We start from the raw sequence: 17,064 nt of genomic DNA on the forward strand, positions 1-17,064 counted from the left end.
GCAACCACGCGGCGCCCCGGAATGACGGCAAATAAAACAACAAACACATCAGGGAGGCTAAGCGCGTGGTGGACGAGGTCGATTTCATCGTCGTTGGCGGCGGCAGTGGCGGCGCCACGGTCGCCGGACGGTTGTCGGAAGATCCAGCGACGTCGGTGGCACTGCTCGATGCCGGCGGACGCAACGACAACTGGATCGTCACCACGCCCTACATGCTGTTCCTGATGGTCGCCGGCCCGGTCAACAACTGGTCGTTCACGACCGTGCCGCAGCAGGGCCTCAACGGACGCGTCGGCTATCAGCCGCGCGGCCGCGGGCTCGGCGGATCCTCCGCGATCAACGCCATGGTCTATATCCGCGGCCACCGCGCCGACTACGACGGTTGGGCCGCGCTCGGCAACACCGGCTGGTCGTATGACGACGTGCTGCCCTATTTCAAGCGCGCCGAGAACAATGCCGAGTTCGGTGGCGACTATCATGGTCAGTCCGGGCCGCTGCCGGTCAACCGCCTGCGGACCGACAATCCGGTTCACGAGATCTTCCTTCAGGCGGCGCGCGAAGCGCAGTTTCCGATCCGCGAGGATTTCAACGCCGAGACCCAGGAAGGCCTCGGCCTCTATCAGGTCACGCAAAGCAATGGCGAGCGCTGGAGCGCGGCGCGCGCCTACATCCAGCCGCATCTGGGCCACCGCCGCAATCTCCGCGTCGAGACATCGGCGCACGCCTCGCTGATCCTGTTCGACGGCAAGCGCGCCGTCGGCGTCAAATATCGCCAGGGCAAGGAGGTGAAGGAGATCCGCTGCCGGCGCGAAGTCATCCTGGCCTCCGGCGCGTTCCAGACACCGCAACTGCTGATGCTCTCGGGCGTCGGCGACGCGGCCGCCCTGGCGAAGCACGGGATTGCCAGCGTGCAGCATCTGCCCGGCGTCGGCCAGAACCTGCAGGATCACCCCGACTTCATCTTCGGCTACACGTCCGAGAACCCAAACTTCAACTCGCTGTCGCCGAAGGGCCTGCAGCGGCTGCTGCGCGGCATCGGGCAATACCGCCGCGAACGCCGCGGGGTGCTGACCTCGAACTTCGCCGAATGCGGCGGCTTCCTGAAGACCGACCCCAATCTCGACATCCCCGACATCCAGCTGCATTTCGGCATGGCGGTGACCGACGACCACGGCCGCAAGCGCCACGGCAACGGCTTCTCCTGCCATGTCTGCCTGCTGCGGCCGAAGAGCCGCGGCTCGGTCGCGTTGAAGAACGCCGATCCGCTCACGGCGCCGCTGATCGATCCCAACTTCCTCGGCGAGGCGGACGATCTCGAGACCATGGTCGCGGGCTACAAGACGACGCTGCGGCTGATGGAGACGCCGGCGATGCGCGGCCTGCAAAAGCGCGATGTGTTCACCGCGGACGTCCGCAATGACGACGACATCCGTGCCATCCTGCGCGCCCGGGTCGACACGGTCTATCATCCGGTCGGCACCTGCAGGATGGGGGTGAACGATTCGCTCGCAGTGGTCGATCCGAGCCTGAAGGTCCAGGGATTGTCCGGGCTGCGCGTGGTCGACGCCTCGATCATGCCGACCCTGATCGGCGGCAACACCAACGCGCCGACCATCATGATCGGCGAGAAGGCCGCCGACATGATCAAGGCGGAGCTGCGGGCCAACTGACGGCCGCTTGCCGACTCCATCTGGCTCGCGCCGGACGCGCGAGCCGGCGGCGACGTGACTACGTCAGCAGGAAGCCGCCATCCACCGTGACCACGCTGCCGGTCATGTAGCGAGAGGCGTTCGAGGCCAGCAGCAGGATGGCGCCGTCGAGATCGCTCTCATGACCGACGCGCCGCTGCGGAATGCGCTTGATCAGCTTCTCGCCGGCCGGCGTCTCCCAGACGTCGTGGTTGATGTCGGTGTCGATATAGCCCGGCGCCAGCGCGTTGACGCGGATGTTGTTGCCGGCAAGCTCCAGCGCCAGCGCCTTGGTCGTCTGCACGACGCCGGCCTTGGAAATCGCGTACGGCGCGATGAACTTCACGACGCTGAAGCCGAGCACAGAGGCGATGTTGATGATGTTGCCCGGCGCTTTCCGCGCGATCATGCGGCGCGCCACTTCGGTGGCGGCGAAATAGGCGCCCTTCAGATTGGCACCGATCACCGCATCCCAATCGGCCTCGCTCTGCTCGACCGCGAGCTTCTCGACGGCGATGCCGGCATTGTTGACCAGCACCGTGATCGGGCCGAGCGCGGCCTCGGCGGCGTCCAGCCCCCGCGCGATCGAGGCATTGCTGGTCACGTCCATCTCGACCGCGACGGCGCGGCCACCTCCGGCCTTGATCTCCTCCTCCAACGCCTTGAGCTTGCCGGTCTGGCGCGCGGCGAGCACCACGGCAGCGCCATGCGCCGACAGCACCCGGGCAAACTGACGGCCGAGCCCCTGGCTGGCACCAGTGATCAGGATGACCTCGCGGCTGACGTCGAACAGGTCGGACATGGCGTCACCTCACGTTTCGTTGTTTGTTGCGGCGCATTGATACAGACGATTTGAAACAGCGCAAATCGGATTTGTTTACCTGGCGGGGCCTACAACCACAGCATATCAGCCATGAATACTTTCGACCTCGCCGCTTGCATTGCCTTGATGGTCGCCGTCTACAGCGGCTTTTCGACCGGGCTGTTGCGCAGCGCCACCACCATTCTGGCCTATCTGCTGGCGATGCCGCTGGCGATGGGCGTTGTTGCGGCGATGAGTCCGCAGCTGCGCGACGTGGATGGTACGCCGCTGGCGCAGAACTGGCTGCAGTTCTTCGCCGCGTTCGTCGTCATCGGCGTCGCATTGGGCAAGATCGGGCATATCCTGCTGGACGAGGCGATCGGCGCCGAGGCCGGCTTCGGCGACCGGCTCGCTGGCGCCCTGCTCGGCGCCTTGCGGGTCGGCATGGTCGCGACCACGCTGGTGCTGGTGTTCGACAAGATCGTTCCGGCCGAGCGCCAGCCCCGCTTTCTCGAAGGCTCGCGCCTGCGGCCGATCCTCTCGCTCGCAGGCGCGAAGGGCTTCCGCTCGCTACCGCCGGAGGTGGCGAGCCTGATCGATCGGCTGAAGCAGGAACGGCGCATCTGACCGCGCGAGCCATGCAATCCGGCACAGGCCGGTTGCCCTTACCAGCGGCGACGGCGTTCGTTAGAATGCCACCTTCATCGTTGCCGTTTCACTGACATATCGGAGTGATCAATCGTGGATCTCGGGATCAAGGGCCGCCGCGCCATCGTCTGCGCCTCCAGCAAGGGATTGGGCCGCGCCTGCGCCATCGCGCTGGCCAATGAGGGCGTGCATGTCACGATCACCGCGCGCGGCGCCGAGGCGCTGGCCAAGACCGCGGCCGAGATCCGCGCCGCCAATCCCGGCATCACCGTGACCGAGGTGGCCGGCGACATCACCACGCCCGAGGGGCGCGCCGCCGTGCTCAAGGCCTGCCCGGATCCGGACATCCTGATCAACAATGCCGGCGGCCCGCCGCCCGGCGATTTCCGCAACTGGACCCGCGACGACTGGATCAAGGCGATCGATGCCAACATGCTGACGCCGATCGAGCTGATCAAGGCGACCGTCGACGGCATGATGGCGCGCAAGTTCGGCCGCATCGTCAACATCACCTCGGCCGCGGTGAAGGCGCCGATCGACATTCTCGGCCTCTCCAACGGCGCCCGCGCCGGCCTCACCGGCTTCGTCGCCGGCCTGTCACGCAAGACGGTGATCAACAACGTCACCATCAACGCGCTGCTGCCGGGGCCGTTCGAGACCGACCGGCTGCGTTCCACCGCCAAGGGCGAAGCCGAGAAGCGCGGCGTCACGCCAGAGCAGATCCTGGCCGACCGCGCCAAGACCAACCCCGCCGGCCGTTTCGGCGATCCCGAAGAATTCGGCCTCGCCTGCGCCTTCCTGTGCGCCGCCAAGGCCGGCTACATCACCGGACAGAACATCCTGCTCGACGGCGGCGCGTTCCCGGGCACGCTGTAAGGGCGGGCTGCCCCATTGGTACTTCCCGTGCGGCTGCCCCTCACCCCAACCCTCTCCCCGTGAAGAACGGGGAGAGGGAGCGCACCGCCGATGCGGCTATAGTTCGACTCCAGCTCGCAAAGACAGGCTCGCTGTCGTTGTGAGTACGGCACTCACCAATGCGCATCACTCCGCGACAACCTACTGCTTCGTGATCTCGTCCTCGTCGCGCTGGCTTGGGCTCGATGAATCCGCCGTGGTGCGGCCCTCCGTCCAGTCGATGCCGAAGGCGTCGAGGCCCTCGGCGAGCAGGTCGCCGAGCATCGGCTCGCCCAGCAGGTAGCGCGCGGTGTGGCGGTCGCGCTGGCCGGCGGCCTCGCGGCGCAGATCGTCCCATTCGTTGATGTCGCCGTCGCCGCGGCCAAGCCGCATCAGGGCGACGAGATCGGCCTGCTCGTCCTCGCTCATCGCATTGATGAAGCCGGTGATCTCCCGCTCGACCGGATCGTCGCCGGTATCCTGGAGCACGTCGATCATGTCGTCATCGGCGGCGTTGGAGCCGGAGTCTGTGTCCGTCGCCTGCTCCTTGACGTCGAACTCGCGCGCCTTCTCGATCAGGAAGGCGACCTTCTCGGGCGATATCGTCAGCTCTGGCATGACCCTTCTCCTCGTGAACCGGCCACGATAACGCGTGTTCCCGAGAGTTGATCCATTGCGCTGCGGCGTGCGACGCGGCATCGTCGCCGGACCAAGAACAACAAAGGGGGAAGCGCGCATGCAGTGGACGGTCGGCCGGGTCAGGATCACCAAATTCACCGAGCTGGAAACGGTCGGTGGCACCCGCTTCATCCTGCCGCAGGCGACCCCCGAGGCGATCCGCGCGCTGCCCTGGATCACCCCCGATTTCGCCACCGGCGACGGCAAGCTGAAAATGTCGATCCACAGCCTGGTGCTTGAGACGCCGACCCGGCGCATCGTGGTCGATACCGGCCTCGGCAACGACAAGCAGGGCCGCAGCGTGCCGGTCTGGAACGACCGCACGACGCCTTTCCTGGAGATGATGAGCGCGGCCGGCTTCCCGCCCGAGAGCATCGACCTGGTGATCTGCACGCATCTCCATGTCGACCATGTCGGCTGGAATACGCGGCTGGTCGATGGTCGCTGGGTGCCCAGCTTCCCCAACGCACGCTACGTCTTCGGCCGCACCGAATATGAGCACTGGCGCGACCATAGCGAGGCCGCGGACGAGACCGCGACCTTCGCTGATTCCGTGCAGCCGATCGTCGCTGCCGGCAAGGCCGAGCTGGTCGCAAGCGACGCCGTGATCAGCGATGAGATCACGTTGATCCCGACGCAAGGCCACAGCCCGGGGCATGTCAGCCTGCACATCCGCTCCGATGGTGCGGAGGCACTGCTGAGCGGCGACGTCGCGCACCATCCCTGCCAGATGGCGCATCTGGACTGGAGCTCCACCGTCGACTCCAACCCGGCGCAGGCCATTGCAACGCGGCAGGCGCTGTTCTCGCGCTTCGCCGACACCGGCACGCTGGTGATCGGCGGTCATTTCGATGCCGGCCACATCAGCCGCGACGGCGCGGCGTTCCGCTTTCGAGCAGTGCCGGGCAGCGGCAGCGCATAGCCCGCGAGGTTGAATTTCGCCTCGCCATGCTCCATGACAGGGCTCTGGAATACCAAGGATTTGAGGGAGAGAAACCAGATGAAGCTTGTTCGCTACGGCGAAAAGGGCGCGGAAAAGCCGGGCCTGATCGATGCATCCGGCCAGCTGCGCGACCTGTCGGCCCATGTGAAGGACCTCGATGGCGCCGCGTATGCGCCGGAGTCCCTGAAGAAGCTCGCCGCGCTCGATCCGGCCTCCCTGCCCGCCGTCTCCGGCAAGCCGCGCCTCGGCGCCCCCGTGACCGGGATCTCGAAGTTCGTGGCGATCGGCCTCAACTACTCCGATCATGCCAAGGAAACCGGCAACCCGATTCCGGTCGAGCCGATCTTCTTCCTCAAGGCCAACACCGCGCTGTGCGGCCCCTATGACCAGGTCGAGAAGCCGCGCGGCTCGACCAAGATGGACTGGGAGGTCGAGATCGCCGCGATCATCGGCACCCGCGCCAAATACGTCTCGGAAGCCGACGCGCTGAACCACATCGCCGGCTACACGGTCTGCAACGACGTCTCCGAGCGCAACTTCCAGATCGAGCGCCTGGGCCAGTGGACCAAGGGCAAGTCGCATGACACGTTCGGCCCGGTCGGCCCGTGGCTCGTCACCAAGGACGAGATCCCGGACGTGCAGAACCTGTCGATGTGGCTCGACGTCAACGGCCAGCGCCGCCAGACCGGCACGACCGCGACGATGATCTTCTCGATGGCGAAGTGCATCTCCTACGTCTCGCAGTTCATGACCTTGCTGCCGGGCGACATCGTCACGACAGGCACGCCTCCGGGCGTCGGCATGGGCATGAAGCCGCCGACCTTCCTCAACGTCGGCGACGTCGTGACGCTCGGCATCGAGCGCCTCGGCGAGCAGCGCCAGGAAATCATCGAGGCGTAATCGTCGAGACGTGAGGCGGCCCCGCCCTTCAACGTCGTCATGCCCGGGCTTGACCCGGGCATCCACGTCTTGAACGGATGCTGATGGCCAAGACGTGGATGGCCGGGTCAAGCCCGGCCATGACGCCGGATGAAGCATTCCAGGAGCATCACATGAAACTCACCTTCTCGCCTGCCTCGCCGTTCGCCCGCAAGGTGCGCATCGCCGCCATCGAGCTCGGCCTGATCGATAAGATCGAGTTCGTGTCCGCGGCCGTCGTCCCGGGCCAGGCGAACGAAGAGTATTCGAAGATCACGCCGCTGAAGAAGCTGCCGGTGCTGATCCTCGACAATGGCGACGTGATCCTGGATTCCTACGTCATCGTCGAATATCTCGACGAGCTCGCCGGCGGCAACAAACTGATCCCCGCCTCCGGCCCGTCGCGCTGGAAGGTCAAGAGCGAGCATTCCATGCTACAAGGCATGCTCGATTCCATGCTGCTGTGCCGCTACGAAGCGTTGGTGCGCCCGGAGGGGACGCGCTGGCAGGCCTGGTCCGACGACCACTGGAACAGAGCCTGGATGGGCATGGCGCGTTTCAATGCACAGAGCGACCTGCTGACGCGCCCGTTCGACATCGTCTCGATCGGCCTCGTCTGCGTGCTCGGCTATGCCGATTTCCGCTTCGCCGATTGCGGCTGGCGCAAGGCCTATCCTGCGCTCGACGCCTTCCATCAGAAGATGCTGGAGCGCGAGTCGGTGAAGATCTCGGTGCCCCCGGCTGCGTAATCTGCTCAAGGAAAGTGCCGTGACGCTGACATTCTCGGTCGCCGACACCACCATCCAACGCATCATCGAGCAGGAGACCACCTTCCTTCCGGCGCGCGAGATGTTTCCGGACCTCACGTCCGAGATGCTGGCGGCCGAGCGCAACGCGCTTCAAGCCGCCAAGGCGCTGGACGCGCAGGATACGCTGATCCTGTGCTTCCAGTCCTATGTGGTGAAGACGCCTCACCACACCATCCTGATCGACAGCTGCATCGGCAACGACAAGCCGCGCGCACGCCCGGTCTGGAACATGAAGACCGACGACACCTACGCGCGCGCGCTCGCGGCCGCGGGGATCTCGGTCGGCGATATCGATGTCGTAATGTGCACGCATCTGCACACCGACCACGTCGGCTGGAATACGCGGCTCGACAACGGCCGCTGGGTGCCGACCTTTCCCAAAGCGCGCTACGTGTTCGCGCAAGCCGAATACGACTACTGGGTCGCGCAGAACGCCAAGTCGGAGGTGCCCGCCTTCGCCGACAGCGTGCTGCCGGTGGTCGCAGCGCAGCGCGCCGACATCGTCAGCAACGCATTCGTCATCGGCGATCATGTCCGGCTACTGCCGACGCCGGGCCACACGCCCGGCCATGTGGCGGTCGTCATCGGCAAGGGCAAGGACGACGCGGTGTTCTCAGGGGATCTGATGCACACTCCGCTGCAGCTCGCCTATCCCGAGCTGTCGCCGAAGTTCGACGTCGACCCGAAGCAGGCCGCCGCGACGCGGCGCGCCTTCCTCGAGCGCTATTGCGACACGGCGACGCTGTGCTGCACGGCGCATTTCCCGTCGCCCTCGGTCGGCCGCATCAAGCGCAACGGCAGCGGCTTCGCCTGCGCGGCGGTGTAGCCTCAGTCGACGATGAACAGTTTTGCGCCGGTCGCGGTGAACGATCGGTGCGAAGCATCGCCGAAATCCGAGACCTGGTAGCTCATGCCCGCCGACAGCGTGAACTTGCGGCCATCCTTGAGCTCGCTGACGAGCTCGCCCTCCAGCACCAGCAGGACGTGGCCGCGATCGCACCAATGATCGGCGAGATAGCCCGCGGTGTACTCGACCTGGCGCACCCGGACGTCGCCGATCATCAGCGTCCGCCAATACGCCTTGCCCTGCTCGCCGGGATGCTCGGTCACGGGCACTGCGGACCAGTCGGTGACGGTGAACGGAAGCGTCGGAATCTTCATGGCGGACTCGCTTGCAGATGGCTCGGCCAATCGCGGCCTGTCCCTCGCATAGATCGCACCGCACCTAAGATCAAATCGACGCGCCCGCCTGACCGTCAATCGAACAGGCTCGGCGTGTGGTTCACCGCCGCACCCTCGATGGCCAGCATCTTCAGCTTGGTGTCGACGCCGCCATTGGCGGAGAAGCCACCCGGCTTGTTGCCGGCCGCGAGCACGCGGTGGCAGGGGACCACGATCGGACACGGGTTACGGCCCAGAGCCTGGCCGACCTCGCGCGACAGCTCGACGCCGCCGAGCTGCTTGGCGATGTCGCCATAGGTCAGGGTCCGCCCGGGCGGGATGCGGCGCGCGATGTCATAGACGCCGCGCTGGAACGCGCTGACGCCGTCAAGATCGAGATCGATGTCCGTGAGATCATCCGGCGTTCCGTCGAGAAGCGCCGTGATGCGGGCAATGACGCGCCGCACATGCTGCGGCGGCTCGGCTTCGCTGATGCCAGCGTAACGCTGCTGCATGCGGGTACGGATCTGCGTCACGCCGCCCATCGGCAGCTGCACGGCATTGATGCCGCGCGGTCCCCAGGCGATCGCGCAAGCGCCGATCGCGGTCTCGAACAACGTATAGCTTTGGTCTGACATGGCGGGCTCCATCGTCGCGCTGCCCCGTAACATCTGGCGGGCAAATTAGGCTTGGAGAATGTTGCGATCCACCCGGATTCTGCCAATGTCGACAGGCGCGGCCGGGCCTGCCCCGGCGCAACCCTATCAACACAAGGACCCCGGATGACGCGTTTCCCCTCCCGCCTCGCAGCCCTCGCCTTGCTGACCGCTGCAGCCGGTCTCTCGACGGCCCACGCCGCGCCCGACGAGAAGCTCAAGGCCGCCGCCGATCAGGCCAAGCCGGCCGTGATCGATAGTCTGCGCGAGATGGTGCTGATCGAATCGGGATCCAGCGACGTCGAAGGCCTGAAGAAGATGGCCGACCTCACCGAGGCCCGGCTGAAGGCGCTCGGCGCCACCACCGAGCGGCGCAAGACCACGCGCGGCGTCGGCGCCGACATGGTGATCGGAACGTTCGAGGGCAGCGGGCGCCGCAAGCTGATGCTGATCGCGCACATGGACACGGTGTACCAGCCCGGCATTCTCAAGACCGAGCCGTATCACGTCGAGGGCGACCTGATCTACGGGCCGGGCATCGCCGACGACAAGGGCGGCATCGCCGTGATCCTGCACAGCCTGCAGATCCTCAAGGACATGGGCTGGCGCGACTACGCCAAGCTGACGGTGGTGTTCAACCCGGACGAGGAGGTCGGGTCGATCGGCTCCGGCGAGTTCATCGCCGAGCTGGCCGACCAGCACGACGTCGTGCTGTCCTGCGAGCCCACGGCGGCCAAGCCGGCCGCGCCGGTCGATAGCCTGCTGCTCGGCGCCAGCGGAACGGCGACCGCCACGATGGAGGTGATCGGCCGCGCCGCCCATGCCGGCGCCGCGCCGGATCGCGGCCGCAACGCGTTGATCGAGCTATCGCATCAATTGCTGCAGACCAGGGACGTGGCGAAGTCGATCCCCGGCACGCAGCTGAACTGGACGACGGCCACTGCCGGCACCGTCCGCAACCAGATTCCGGAGAAGGCCTCAGCCGGCGGCGACGTGCGCCTCACCGTTGCCGACGGCGTCGAGAAGCTGCAGGCTGCGCTCGACGAGAAGATCAAGAGCCATCTCGTTCCCGACACCGAGGTCAAGGTCACGATCGACAAGGGCCGCCCGCCCTTCGTTGCCTCGGATCGCGGCCGTGCGCTCGGCAAGGAGGCGCAGGCCATCTATGCTGAGATGGAGCGCCCGCTCGCGCTGGTCGATATGACCGGCGGCGCCACCGACGCCGGCTTCGCCAACCGCAGCGGCAAGGCCATCGTGGTCGAAAGCTTCGGCATCGCCGGCTTCAACTATCATGCGCACAACGAGTACATCGACAGTACGACGATCGTCCCTCGCCTGTATTTGATGACGCGCATGCTGATCGAGCAGGGCAAGAAGATGTAGTTTGCAGGCGGCGGAGGCAGCCCGGCGCAAAGACCGGGCGCCTCCTGCGAGGACACCGAGCAAGGAGAGCGCCATGAAGCTGACGCCGGAGCAGATCGTAGTCTTCAACCGCGAGGGCTGGCTGTTCCTGCCCGAGCTGTTCAGCCCGGAGGAGACCGCCTTCCTCGCCCGCGAGGCCGAGGCGATCTATGCGGCCAACAGGCCGGAGGTCTGGCGTGAGAAGAGCGGCGTGCCGCGCACGGCGTTTGCAGCGCATCTCTACAACGACGCCTTCCGCGTGCTGGCGGCGCATCCGCGCATGATCGAGCCGATCGAGCAGATCTTCGGCGAGAAGCTCTACATGCACCAGTTCAAGATCAACGCCAAATCCGCCTTCACCGGCGATGTCTGGCAATGGCATCAGGACTACGGCACCTGGAAGCGCGACGACGGCATGCCGGAGCCGCGCGCGATGAACATCGCGATCTTCCTCGACGAGGTGATGCCGATCAACGGCCCCTTGATGCTGGTGCCGAAGAGCCAGCACGCCGGCGATCTCGAGGCCTCGCACGATCTCGCAACCACATCCTACCCGCTATGGACGCTGGACGAGGCAACCGTCACACGCCTCGTGGCCGAAGGCGGCATCGTCGCGCCGACCGGGAAGCCCGGCGGCATGCTGATGTTCCACGGCAACCTCGTGCACGGCTCGGCCGGCAACATCACGCCCTATCCGCGCAAGATCGTGTACCTGACGCTGAACGCGGTCTCCAACCACATCCGCACGCCGACACGCCCGGACTACATCGCGCACCGCGACTTCACGCCGATCGAAGCGCTGCCGGACGATGCGCTGCTGCAACTCGCCCGCGCGCATCGCGAGGCGGCTGAGTAAGGCAAGGACGCACCCCCCAAAAACAGGTCGTCATGCCCGGGCTTGACCCGGGCATCCATCAACAGGAACGACTCTCCCGCTGAGAGATGGATGGCCGGGTCAAGCCCGGCCATGACGAGTGAATGAAGTCGCATCGACCTATGTTGAAGAAACACTGGATCTTTCAATGAACCTCCACGCCCTCCTCCGAGCCCGCGCCGCGTCCGGCAAGCCCGTTCGCGTCGCACTGATCGGCGCCGGCAAGTTCGGCTCGATGTTCCTGTCGCAGGTGCCGCACGTTGCTGGCCTCGAGGTGCCCGTCATCGTCGATCTCGACCCGGGGCGCGCGCGCGACGCCTGCCGGACGGTCGGCTGGAGTGCCGAGCTGATCGAACGCACCGCATTCAGCCCCGACGGCACGAACGCGCTCGCCGATAACATCGACGTCGTGGTCGAGGCGACCGGCAGCCCGGCTGCCGGCATCCGCCATGCGCGCGCGGCGATCAAGGCGGGCAAGCACATCGTGATGGTCAACGTCGAGGCCGACGTGCTCGCGGGCCCGCTGCTCGCCGAGGAGGCGCGCAAGGCCGGCGTGGTCTATTCGCTCGCCTATGGCGACCAGCCGGCGCTGACGGCGGAGCTCGTCGACTGGGCGCGCGCGACCGGCTTCCACGTCGTGGCCGCCGGCAAGGGGACGAAGTACTTGCCGACCTATCACGACGTCACGCCCCACGGTGTCTGGCAGCATTACGGACTGACGGCCGGCGAAGCCCAGTCGGCCGGGATGAATCCGCAGATGTTCAACTCGTTTCTCGATGGCACCAAGTCGGCGATCGAGATGGCGGCGATCGCCAATGCGACCGGGCTCGACGTGCCCTCGGACGGCCTGCTGTTTCCGCCCTGCGGCGTCGACGATCTGCCGCATGTCTTGCGCCCGCGCGATCGCGGCGGCGTGCTGGAGCGATCGGGACAGGTCGAGGTGGTGTCGTCGCTGGAACGCGACGGCCGCCCGGTGTTTCGCGACCTGCGCTGGGGCGTCTATGTCGTGCTGGAAGCGCCGAACGACTATGCCGCGGATTGCTTCCGGCAGTACGGCCTCAAGACCGACGCGAGCGGCCGCTATGCCGCGATGTACAAGCCGTATCACCTGATCGGGCTGGAGCTGAACATCTCGGTTCTTTCGGCGGCGCTACGCAACGAGCCGACCGGCCAGCCGCTCGGCTTTCGCGGCGACGTCGTCGCCGTCGCCAAGAAGGATCTGCGCACCGGCGAGATGCTCGATGGCGAAGGCGGCTACACGGTCTGGGGCAAGGTGCTGCCGGCTGCGACGAGCCTGCAGGTCGGCGCGCTGCCGATCGGATTGGCGCATCGCGTCAGACTCACGCATGACGTGGCGCGCGGTGCTGTCGTGCGCTGGAGCGATGTGGCGTTCGATGCCGCTGACGAGACCGTCAAGGTGCGCAAGGCGATGGAGCAGATGTTCGCACGCTGAGCTCCGCGGCATCCTGCAGAGGACAACGCAACAAAAAAGCCCCGACCGGTGGTCGGGGCTTTCGGCATCACGATCTGTCCGATCTTCCTAGTTGTCGTCCTCGCCGAACGCCACGGCGAGCTTGTCGTAGTATTTGACGACGAGATCGATGTTGCCCTTGTTCTCGACCTCCGGCGGTTTCGCCTTGAGCGCCGCGTTGAGATCGTTGAGCACCTGCTTCTTGTCGTCGGGCTTCATCTTCTTGTCGGCCTGGACCTGCTCGATCTGGTCCTTGATGACCGCTTCGGGTCCGACATACTTCTTGGTCTTCGGATCGATGCCGCTCATCACCAGGCTGATGTTGTCGACCACGACGTTGAAGTCGTCGTAGCTGGCAAAGCCGTATTTCTTGGCGACGCCGTCGAGCTGCGTGACCACTTTCTGGTCCGGCGGCGCATTCTCGGGCAGCTTGTCGGTGATCGCGTCCATGTCCTTCTGCGATGCCAGCACGTTCTCGATCTGCTTATCGGAGAGCGCAATCTGCTTCAGCTGTGGCGGCTGGCTGATCGTGGGGCCCGCAGGTGCAGCCGGGGAATCCTTGGCCGCCTGCGCAAGGGCCGGAAGCGTTGCGAGGGCCGTCATCGCGGCGCCCGAGCCTGCAATGGCCAGCGCGACGAAGGTGGTCCGGACGAACATGCGCATGAGGATCTCCTGTGGGACAATGGCCTGCGACGACAGACAGCGCAGCATTGCGTACGTTCTGGGGAATGAACCGTACCTGAATCGGTTCCGCGGGGCCCGATCACACGCTTGTGCGACCGCGGTCGCAGCGCGAACGCATCCGGCCCGACGAACCGGAGGCAGATGACCCATCCCGACAAACGACAACGCCGCGCTGAGGTTATCAGCGCGGCGTTGTCGTTTGGGATTGTGAAGAGGGGATGTCCTTTGCAGGCCTGGCAGCGACCTACTCTCCCAGGGCTTGAGCCATAGTACCATTGGCGCTGAGGAGTTTAACGGCCGAGTTCGGGATGGGATCGGGTTCAGGCTCCTCGCTAAGACCACCAGGCCGGCGAAGGACATCGAGGTAAGAAGCAAGCGGGAGGATGAACCTCCCTGAAGGTCATTCGTCATCATTTGCAGTGATGGACACTGAAAATGAGAGCAATCAAGCCGATCGAACGATTAGTACCGGTAAGCTACATGCATTGCTGCACTTCCACACCCGGCCTATCAACGTGGTCGTCTTCCACGGTTCTCAAGGGAATGCTCGTTTTGAGGTGGGTTTCCCGCTTAGATGCCTTCAGCGGTTATCCCGTCCGTACATAGCTATGCTGCACTGCCGCTGGCGCGACAACAGCTCCACCAGAGGTACGTTCACCCCGGTCCTCTCGTACTAGGGGCAAATCCTCTCAACATTCCAACACCCACGGCAGATAGGGACCGAACTGTCTCACGACGTTCTGAACCCAGCTCACGTACCACTTTAATCGGCGAACAGCCGAACCCTTGGGACCTTCTCCAGCCCCAGGATGTGATGAGCCGACATCGAGGTGCCAAACGACGCCGTCGATATGGACTCTTGGGCGTCATCAGCCTGTTATCCCCGGCGTACCTTTTATCCGTTGAGCGATGGCCCATCCACGCGGGACCACCGGATCACTATGACCGACTTTCGTCTCTGCTCGATTCGTAGATCTCGCAGTCAGGCAGGCTTATGCCATTATACTCGACGAACGATTTCCGACCGTTCTGAGCCTACCTTCGCACGCCTCCGTTACTCTTTGGGAGGCGACCGCCCCAGTCAAACTGCCCACCATGCGCTGTCCCGATCCCGGATGACGGGATGCGGTTAGATATCCATAACCATTAGGGTGGTATTTCACATTGCGACTCCACCCGAGCTGGCGCCCGAGCTTCAAAGTCTACCACCTATTCTACACAAACAGTCACGAATACCAGCGCAAAGCTACAGTAAAGGTGCACGGGGTCTTTCCGTCTGACCGCAGGAACCCCGCATCTTCACGGGGAATTCAATTTCACTGAGTCTATGTTGGAGACAGCGGGGAAGTCATTACGCCATTCGTGCAGGTCGGAACTTACCCGACAAGGAATTTCGCTACCTTAGGACCGTTATAGTTACGGCCGCCGTTTACCGGGGCTTCAATTCAAGGCTTGCACCTCTCCTCTTAACCTTCCGGCACCGGGCAGGCGTCAGACCCTATACGTCATCTTACGATTTCGCAGAGCCCTGTGTTTTTGTTAAACAGTTGCCACCCCCTGGTCTGTGCCCCCACTGCATGGTTGCCCATGCAATGGGCCTCCTTATCCCGAAGTTACGGAGGTAAATTGCCGAGTTCCTTCAACATAGTTCTCTCAAGCGCCTTGGTATACTCTACCAGTCCACCTGTGTCGGTTTCGGGTACGGTCTAATGTGGAGGCTATTTCCTGGAACCCCTTCGAAGCCCAACCAATCCAGTAAGGTCGGACAACACACGGGATTCGTCACCATCCACTGGCTGCAGAATATTCACTGCATTCCCATCGACTACGCCTTTCGGCCTCGCCTTAGGGACCGGCTAACCCTGCGAAGATTAACTTTACGCAGGAACCCTTGGACTTTCGGCGACACTGTCTTTCACAGTGTTTGTCGTTACTCATGCCAGCATTCGCACTTCTGATACCTCCAGGCGCCCTCACGGGTCGCCCTTCGCAGGCTTACAGAACGCTCCGCTACCGCGTACGCTTGCGCATACACCCTAAGCTTCGGCTCGTGGCTTGAGCCCCGTTACATCTTCGGCGCAGAAACCCTTATTTAGACCAGTGAGCTGTTACGCTTTCTTTAAAGGATGGCTGCTTCTAAGCCAACCTCCTGGTTGTTTTGGGATTTCCACATCCTTTCCCACTTAGCCACGAATTGGGGGCCTTAGCTGTAGGTCAGGGTTGTTTCCCTCTCCACGACGGACGTTAGCACCCGCCGTGTGACTCCCGGATAGTACTCTCAGGTATTCGGAGTTTGGTTGGGTTTGGTAAGACGGTAAGTCCCCCTAGCCCATCCAGTGCTCTACCCCCTGAGGTATTCGTCCGAGGCGATACCTAAATATCTTTCGCGGAGAACCAGCTATTTCCCAGTTTGATTGGCCTTTCACCCCTAACCACAAGTCATCGGAGCCTTTTTCAACAGGCACCCGTTCGGTCCTCCAGTGAGTGTTACCTCACCTTCAACCTGCTCATGGCTAGATCACTAGGTTTCGGGTCTAATACAACGAACTTGACGCCCTATTCAGACTCGCTTTCGCTACGCCTACGCCTATCGGCTTAAGCTTGCTCGTTAAATTAAGTCGCTGGCCCATAATACAAAAGGTACGACGTCACCCAGAACGCATCTTGGGCTCCGTCTGTTTGTAGGTGTCCGGTTTCAGGTCTATTTCACTCCCCTCGTCGGGGTGCTTTTCACCTTTCCCTCACGGTACTGGTTCACTATCGGTCGCTGAGGAGTACTTAGGCTTGGAGGGTGGTCCCCCCATGTTCAGACAGGATTGCACGTGTCCCGCCTTACTCGAGCATGAATGTTTGCATTACCCATACGGGGCTATCACCCTCTGAGGCCCTGCTTTCCTGACAGGTTCTGGTTGGCTTACATTCATGACTGGCCTGGTCCGCGTTCGCTCGCCACTACTAGCGGAGTCTCGGTTGATGTCCTTTCCTCCAGGTACTTAGATGTTTCAGTTCCCTGGGTTTGCTTGAAACCTCCTATGTATTCAGAGATCTCATACCTTCTCTTGATAACCGGAAATCCAAAACCTCACGGCCTTGAATTCTCACAGTCTCCTGTTCGAACACCAAGACTCGAGGTCTTGGAGTTCCGGCTATCGAAGGTGGGTTTCCCCATTCGGAAATCCGCGGATCAAAGCTTCTTCGCAGCTCCCCACGGCTTATCGCAGCGTAGCACGTCCTTCATCGCCTCTCAGCGCCAAGGCATCCACCGAACACCCTTAAGGCACTTGATTGCTCTCATTATCAATGTCCACACACTCGGCAGAATGTTGTCAGCCACCTCACCTGCCCCAGAGGGACAAGCGTCAGGTGAGCTGCAGGACACTGATTAGAAAGACCAGCTTGCTTCTTAAGATCGAACCGATCGCCGTGCGGTCAAGCGC

15 protein-coding genes and 2 rRNA genes are annotated in these 17,064 nt (G+C 63.7%); 10 read left to right on the forward strand and 7 right to left on the reverse strand.

Translation table 11 applies throughout. The features are described 5' to 3' along the window. Positions 1-65: 65 nt before the first annotated feature. On the forward strand, positions 66-1,670 hold the full coding sequence (locus ACQR1I_RS27515) for a GMC family oxidoreductase (RefSeq protein ID WP_434869133.1): 1,605 nt from the start codon (positions 66-68) through the stop codon (positions 1,668-1,670). A gap of 58 nt (positions 1,671-1,728) precedes the next feature. Here the strand turns inward: ACQR1I_RS27515 and ACQR1I_RS27520 are convergent, their stop codons facing one another. Then, the gene (locus tag ACQR1I_RS27520; protein WP_434869132.1) at positions 1,729-2,490 is read right to left on the reverse strand and encodes an SDR family oxidoreductase; all 762 of its coding nucleotides are present in this window, start codon (positions 2,488-2,490) and stop codon (positions 1,729-1,731) included. Positions 2,491-2,601: 111 nt separating this feature from the next. Between ACQR1I_RS27520 and ACQR1I_RS27525 the strand changes: the two genes are divergently transcribed. Next, on the forward strand, positions 2,602-3,117 hold the full coding sequence (locus ACQR1I_RS27525; RefSeq protein ID WP_434869131.1) for a CvpA family protein: 516 nt from the start codon (positions 2,602-2,604) through the stop codon (positions 3,115-3,117). A gap of 114 nt (positions 3,118-3,231) precedes the next feature. After that, positions 3,232-4,014 carry an SDR family oxidoreductase gene (locus ACQR1I_RS27530; RefSeq protein WP_257170539.1) on the forward strand — a complete coding sequence of 261 codons (783 nt, stop codon included), beginning with the start codon at positions 3,232-3,234 and terminating at the stop codon, positions 4,012-4,014. 180 nt (positions 4,015-4,194) lie between these two features. On the opposite strand, the gene ACQR1I_RS27535 is transcribed toward ACQR1I_RS27530, so the two are convergent. After that, positions 4,195-4,650 carry a DUF3775 domain-containing protein gene (locus tag ACQR1I_RS27535; RefSeq protein WP_434869130.1) on the reverse strand — a complete coding sequence of 152 codons (456 nt, stop codon included), beginning with the start codon at positions 4,648-4,650 and terminating at the stop codon, positions 4,195-4,197. Positions 4,651-4,768: 118 nt separating this feature from the next. Between ACQR1I_RS27535 and ACQR1I_RS27540 the strand changes: the two genes are divergently transcribed. The 4 genes from ACQR1I_RS27540 (at position 4,769) to ACQR1I_RS27555 (ending at position 8,206) form a co-directional block, all read left to right on the forward strand. Next, positions 4,769-5,632 (forward strand): MBL fold metallo-hydrolase, encoded by an 864-nt coding sequence (locus tag ACQR1I_RS27540; protein WP_434869129.1) that lies wholly within the window; start codon positions 4,769-4,771, stop codon positions 5,630-5,632. 78 nt (positions 5,633-5,710) lie between these two features. Beyond that, positions 5,711-6,553, forward strand: coding sequence for a fumarylacetoacetate hydrolase family protein (locus ACQR1I_RS27545; RefSeq protein ID WP_434869128.1), 843 nt, complete (start codon positions 5,711-5,713; stop codon positions 6,551-6,553). A 152-nt stretch (positions 6,554-6,705) separates the two neighbouring features. Further along, positions 6,706-7,320, forward strand: coding sequence for a glutathione S-transferase family protein (locus ACQR1I_RS27550; RefSeq protein WP_434869127.1), 615 nt, complete (start codon positions 6,706-6,708; stop codon positions 7,318-7,320). A gap of 19 nt (positions 7,321-7,339) precedes the next feature. After that, a complete protein-coding gene (locus ACQR1I_RS27555) occupies positions 7,340-8,206 on the forward strand; it encodes an MBL fold metallo-hydrolase (RefSeq protein WP_434869126.1) in 867 nt (288 codons plus the stop codon). A gap of 2 nt (positions 8,207-8,208) precedes the next feature. Here ACQR1I_RS27555 and ACQR1I_RS27560 read toward each other — a convergent pair whose 3' ends face one another. Beyond that, a complete protein-coding gene (locus tag ACQR1I_RS27560) occupies positions 8,209-8,541 on the reverse strand; it encodes a DHCW motif cupin fold protein (protein WP_434869125.1) in 333 nt (110 codons plus the stop codon). 95 nt (positions 8,542-8,636) lie between these two features. Next, complete coding sequence (locus tag ACQR1I_RS27565; protein WP_434869124.1) at positions 8,637-9,179, reverse strand: methylated-DNA--[protein]-cysteine S-methyltransferase; 543 nt, start codon at positions 9,177-9,179, stop codon at positions 8,637-8,639. 144 nt (positions 9,180-9,323) lie between these two features. On the opposite strand from ACQR1I_RS27565, the gene ACQR1I_RS27570 reads away from it, so the two are divergent. The 3 genes from ACQR1I_RS27570 to ACQR1I_RS27580 all read left to right on the forward strand — a co-directional run bounded on the left by ACQR1I_RS27570 (position 9,324) and on the right by ACQR1I_RS27580 (position 12,925). Beyond that, a complete protein-coding gene (locus tag ACQR1I_RS27570; RefSeq protein WP_434869123.1) occupies positions 9,324-10,580 on the forward strand; it encodes a M20/M25/M40 family metallo-hydrolase in 1,257 nt (418 codons plus the stop codon). 73 nt (positions 10,581-10,653) lie between these two features. Then, the gene (locus ACQR1I_RS27575; RefSeq protein WP_434869122.1) at positions 10,654-11,454 is read left to right on the forward strand and encodes a phytanoyl-CoA dioxygenase family protein; all 801 of its coding nucleotides are present in this window, start codon (positions 10,654-10,656) and stop codon (positions 11,452-11,454) included. A 166-nt stretch (positions 11,455-11,620) separates the two neighbouring features. After that, positions 11,621-12,925: an NAD(P)H-dependent oxidoreductase gene (locus ACQR1I_RS27580; protein ID WP_434869121.1), complete on the forward strand. Its 1,305-nt coding sequence runs from the start codon at positions 11,621-11,623 to the stop codon at positions 12,923-12,925. A gap of 87 nt (positions 12,926-13,012) precedes the next feature. On the opposite strand, the gene ACQR1I_RS27585 is transcribed toward ACQR1I_RS27580, so the two are convergent. The 3 genes from ACQR1I_RS27585 to ACQR1I_RS27595 form a co-directional block, all read right to left on the reverse strand. After that, on the reverse strand, positions 13,013-13,606 hold the full coding sequence (locus ACQR1I_RS27585) for a hypothetical protein (RefSeq protein ID WP_434869120.1): 594 nt from the start codon (positions 13,604-13,606) through the stop codon (positions 13,013-13,015). A 252-nt stretch (positions 13,607-13,858) separates the two neighbouring features. Further along, positions 13,859-13,973, reverse strand: a 5S ribosomal RNA gene (gene rrf, locus ACQR1I_RS27590). Positions 13,974-14,068: 95 nt separating this feature from the next. Continuing rightward, a 23S ribosomal RNA gene (locus tag ACQR1I_RS27595) occupies positions 14,069-16,914 on the reverse strand. Positions 16,915-17,064: the final 150 nt, after the last annotated feature.

The sequence above is a fragment of the Bradyrhizobium sp. HKCCYLS2038 genome (genome assembly GCF_051167655.1).
Lineage (GTDB): Bacteria > Pseudomonadota > Alphaproteobacteria > Rhizobiales > Xanthobacteraceae > Bradyrhizobium.

What these genes read in the sequence shown, in the direction of transcription:
- ACQR1I_RS27520 (WP_434869132.1), bottom strand. Translation starts at nt 2,490, where the DNA reads ATGTCCGACCTGTTCGACGTCAGCCGCGAGGTCATCCTGATCACTGGT.
- ACQR1I_RS27525 (WP_434869131.1), top strand. Translation starts at nt 2,602, where the DNA reads ATGAATACTTTCGACCTCGCCGCTTGCATTGCCTTGATGGTCGCCGTC.
- ACQR1I_RS27535 (WP_434869130.1), bottom strand. Translation starts at nt 4,650, where the DNA reads ATGCCAGAGCTGACGATATCGCCCGAGAAGGTCGCCTTCCTGATCGAG.
- ACQR1I_RS27540 (WP_434869129.1), top strand. Translation starts at nt 4,769, where the DNA reads ATGCAGTGGACGGTCGGCCGGGTCAGGATCACCAAATTCACCGAGCTG.
- ACQR1I_RS27545 (WP_434869128.1), top strand. Translation starts at nt 5,711, where the DNA reads ATGAAGCTTGTTCGCTACGGCGAAAAGGGCGCGGAAAAGCCGGGCCTG.
- ACQR1I_RS27550 (WP_434869127.1), top strand. Translation starts at nt 6,706, where the DNA reads ATGAAACTCACCTTCTCGCCTGCCTCGCCGTTCGCCCGCAAGGTGCGC.
- ACQR1I_RS27560 (WP_434869125.1), bottom strand. Translation starts at nt 8,541, where the DNA reads ATGAAGATTCCGACGCTTCCGTTCACCGTCACCGACTGGTCCGCAGTG.
- ACQR1I_RS27565 (WP_434869124.1), bottom strand. Translation starts at nt 9,179, where the DNA reads ATGTCAGACCAAAGCTATACGTTGTTCGAGACCGCGATCGGCGCTTGC.
- ACQR1I_RS27570 (WP_434869123.1), top strand. Translation starts at nt 9,324, where the DNA reads ATGACGCGTTTCCCCTCCCGCCTCGCAGCCCTCGCCTTGCTGACCGCT.
- ACQR1I_RS27575 (WP_434869122.1), top strand. Translation starts at nt 10,654, where the DNA reads ATGAAGCTGACGCCGGAGCAGATCGTAGTCTTCAACCGCGAGGGCTGG.
- ACQR1I_RS27580 (WP_434869121.1), top strand. Translation starts at nt 11,621, where the DNA reads ATGAACCTCCACGCCCTCCTCCGAGCCCGCGCCGCGTCCGGCAAGCCC.
- ACQR1I_RS27585 (WP_434869120.1), bottom strand. Translation starts at nt 13,606, where the DNA reads ATGCGCATGTTCGTCCGGACCACCTTCGTCGCGCTGGCCATTGCAGGC.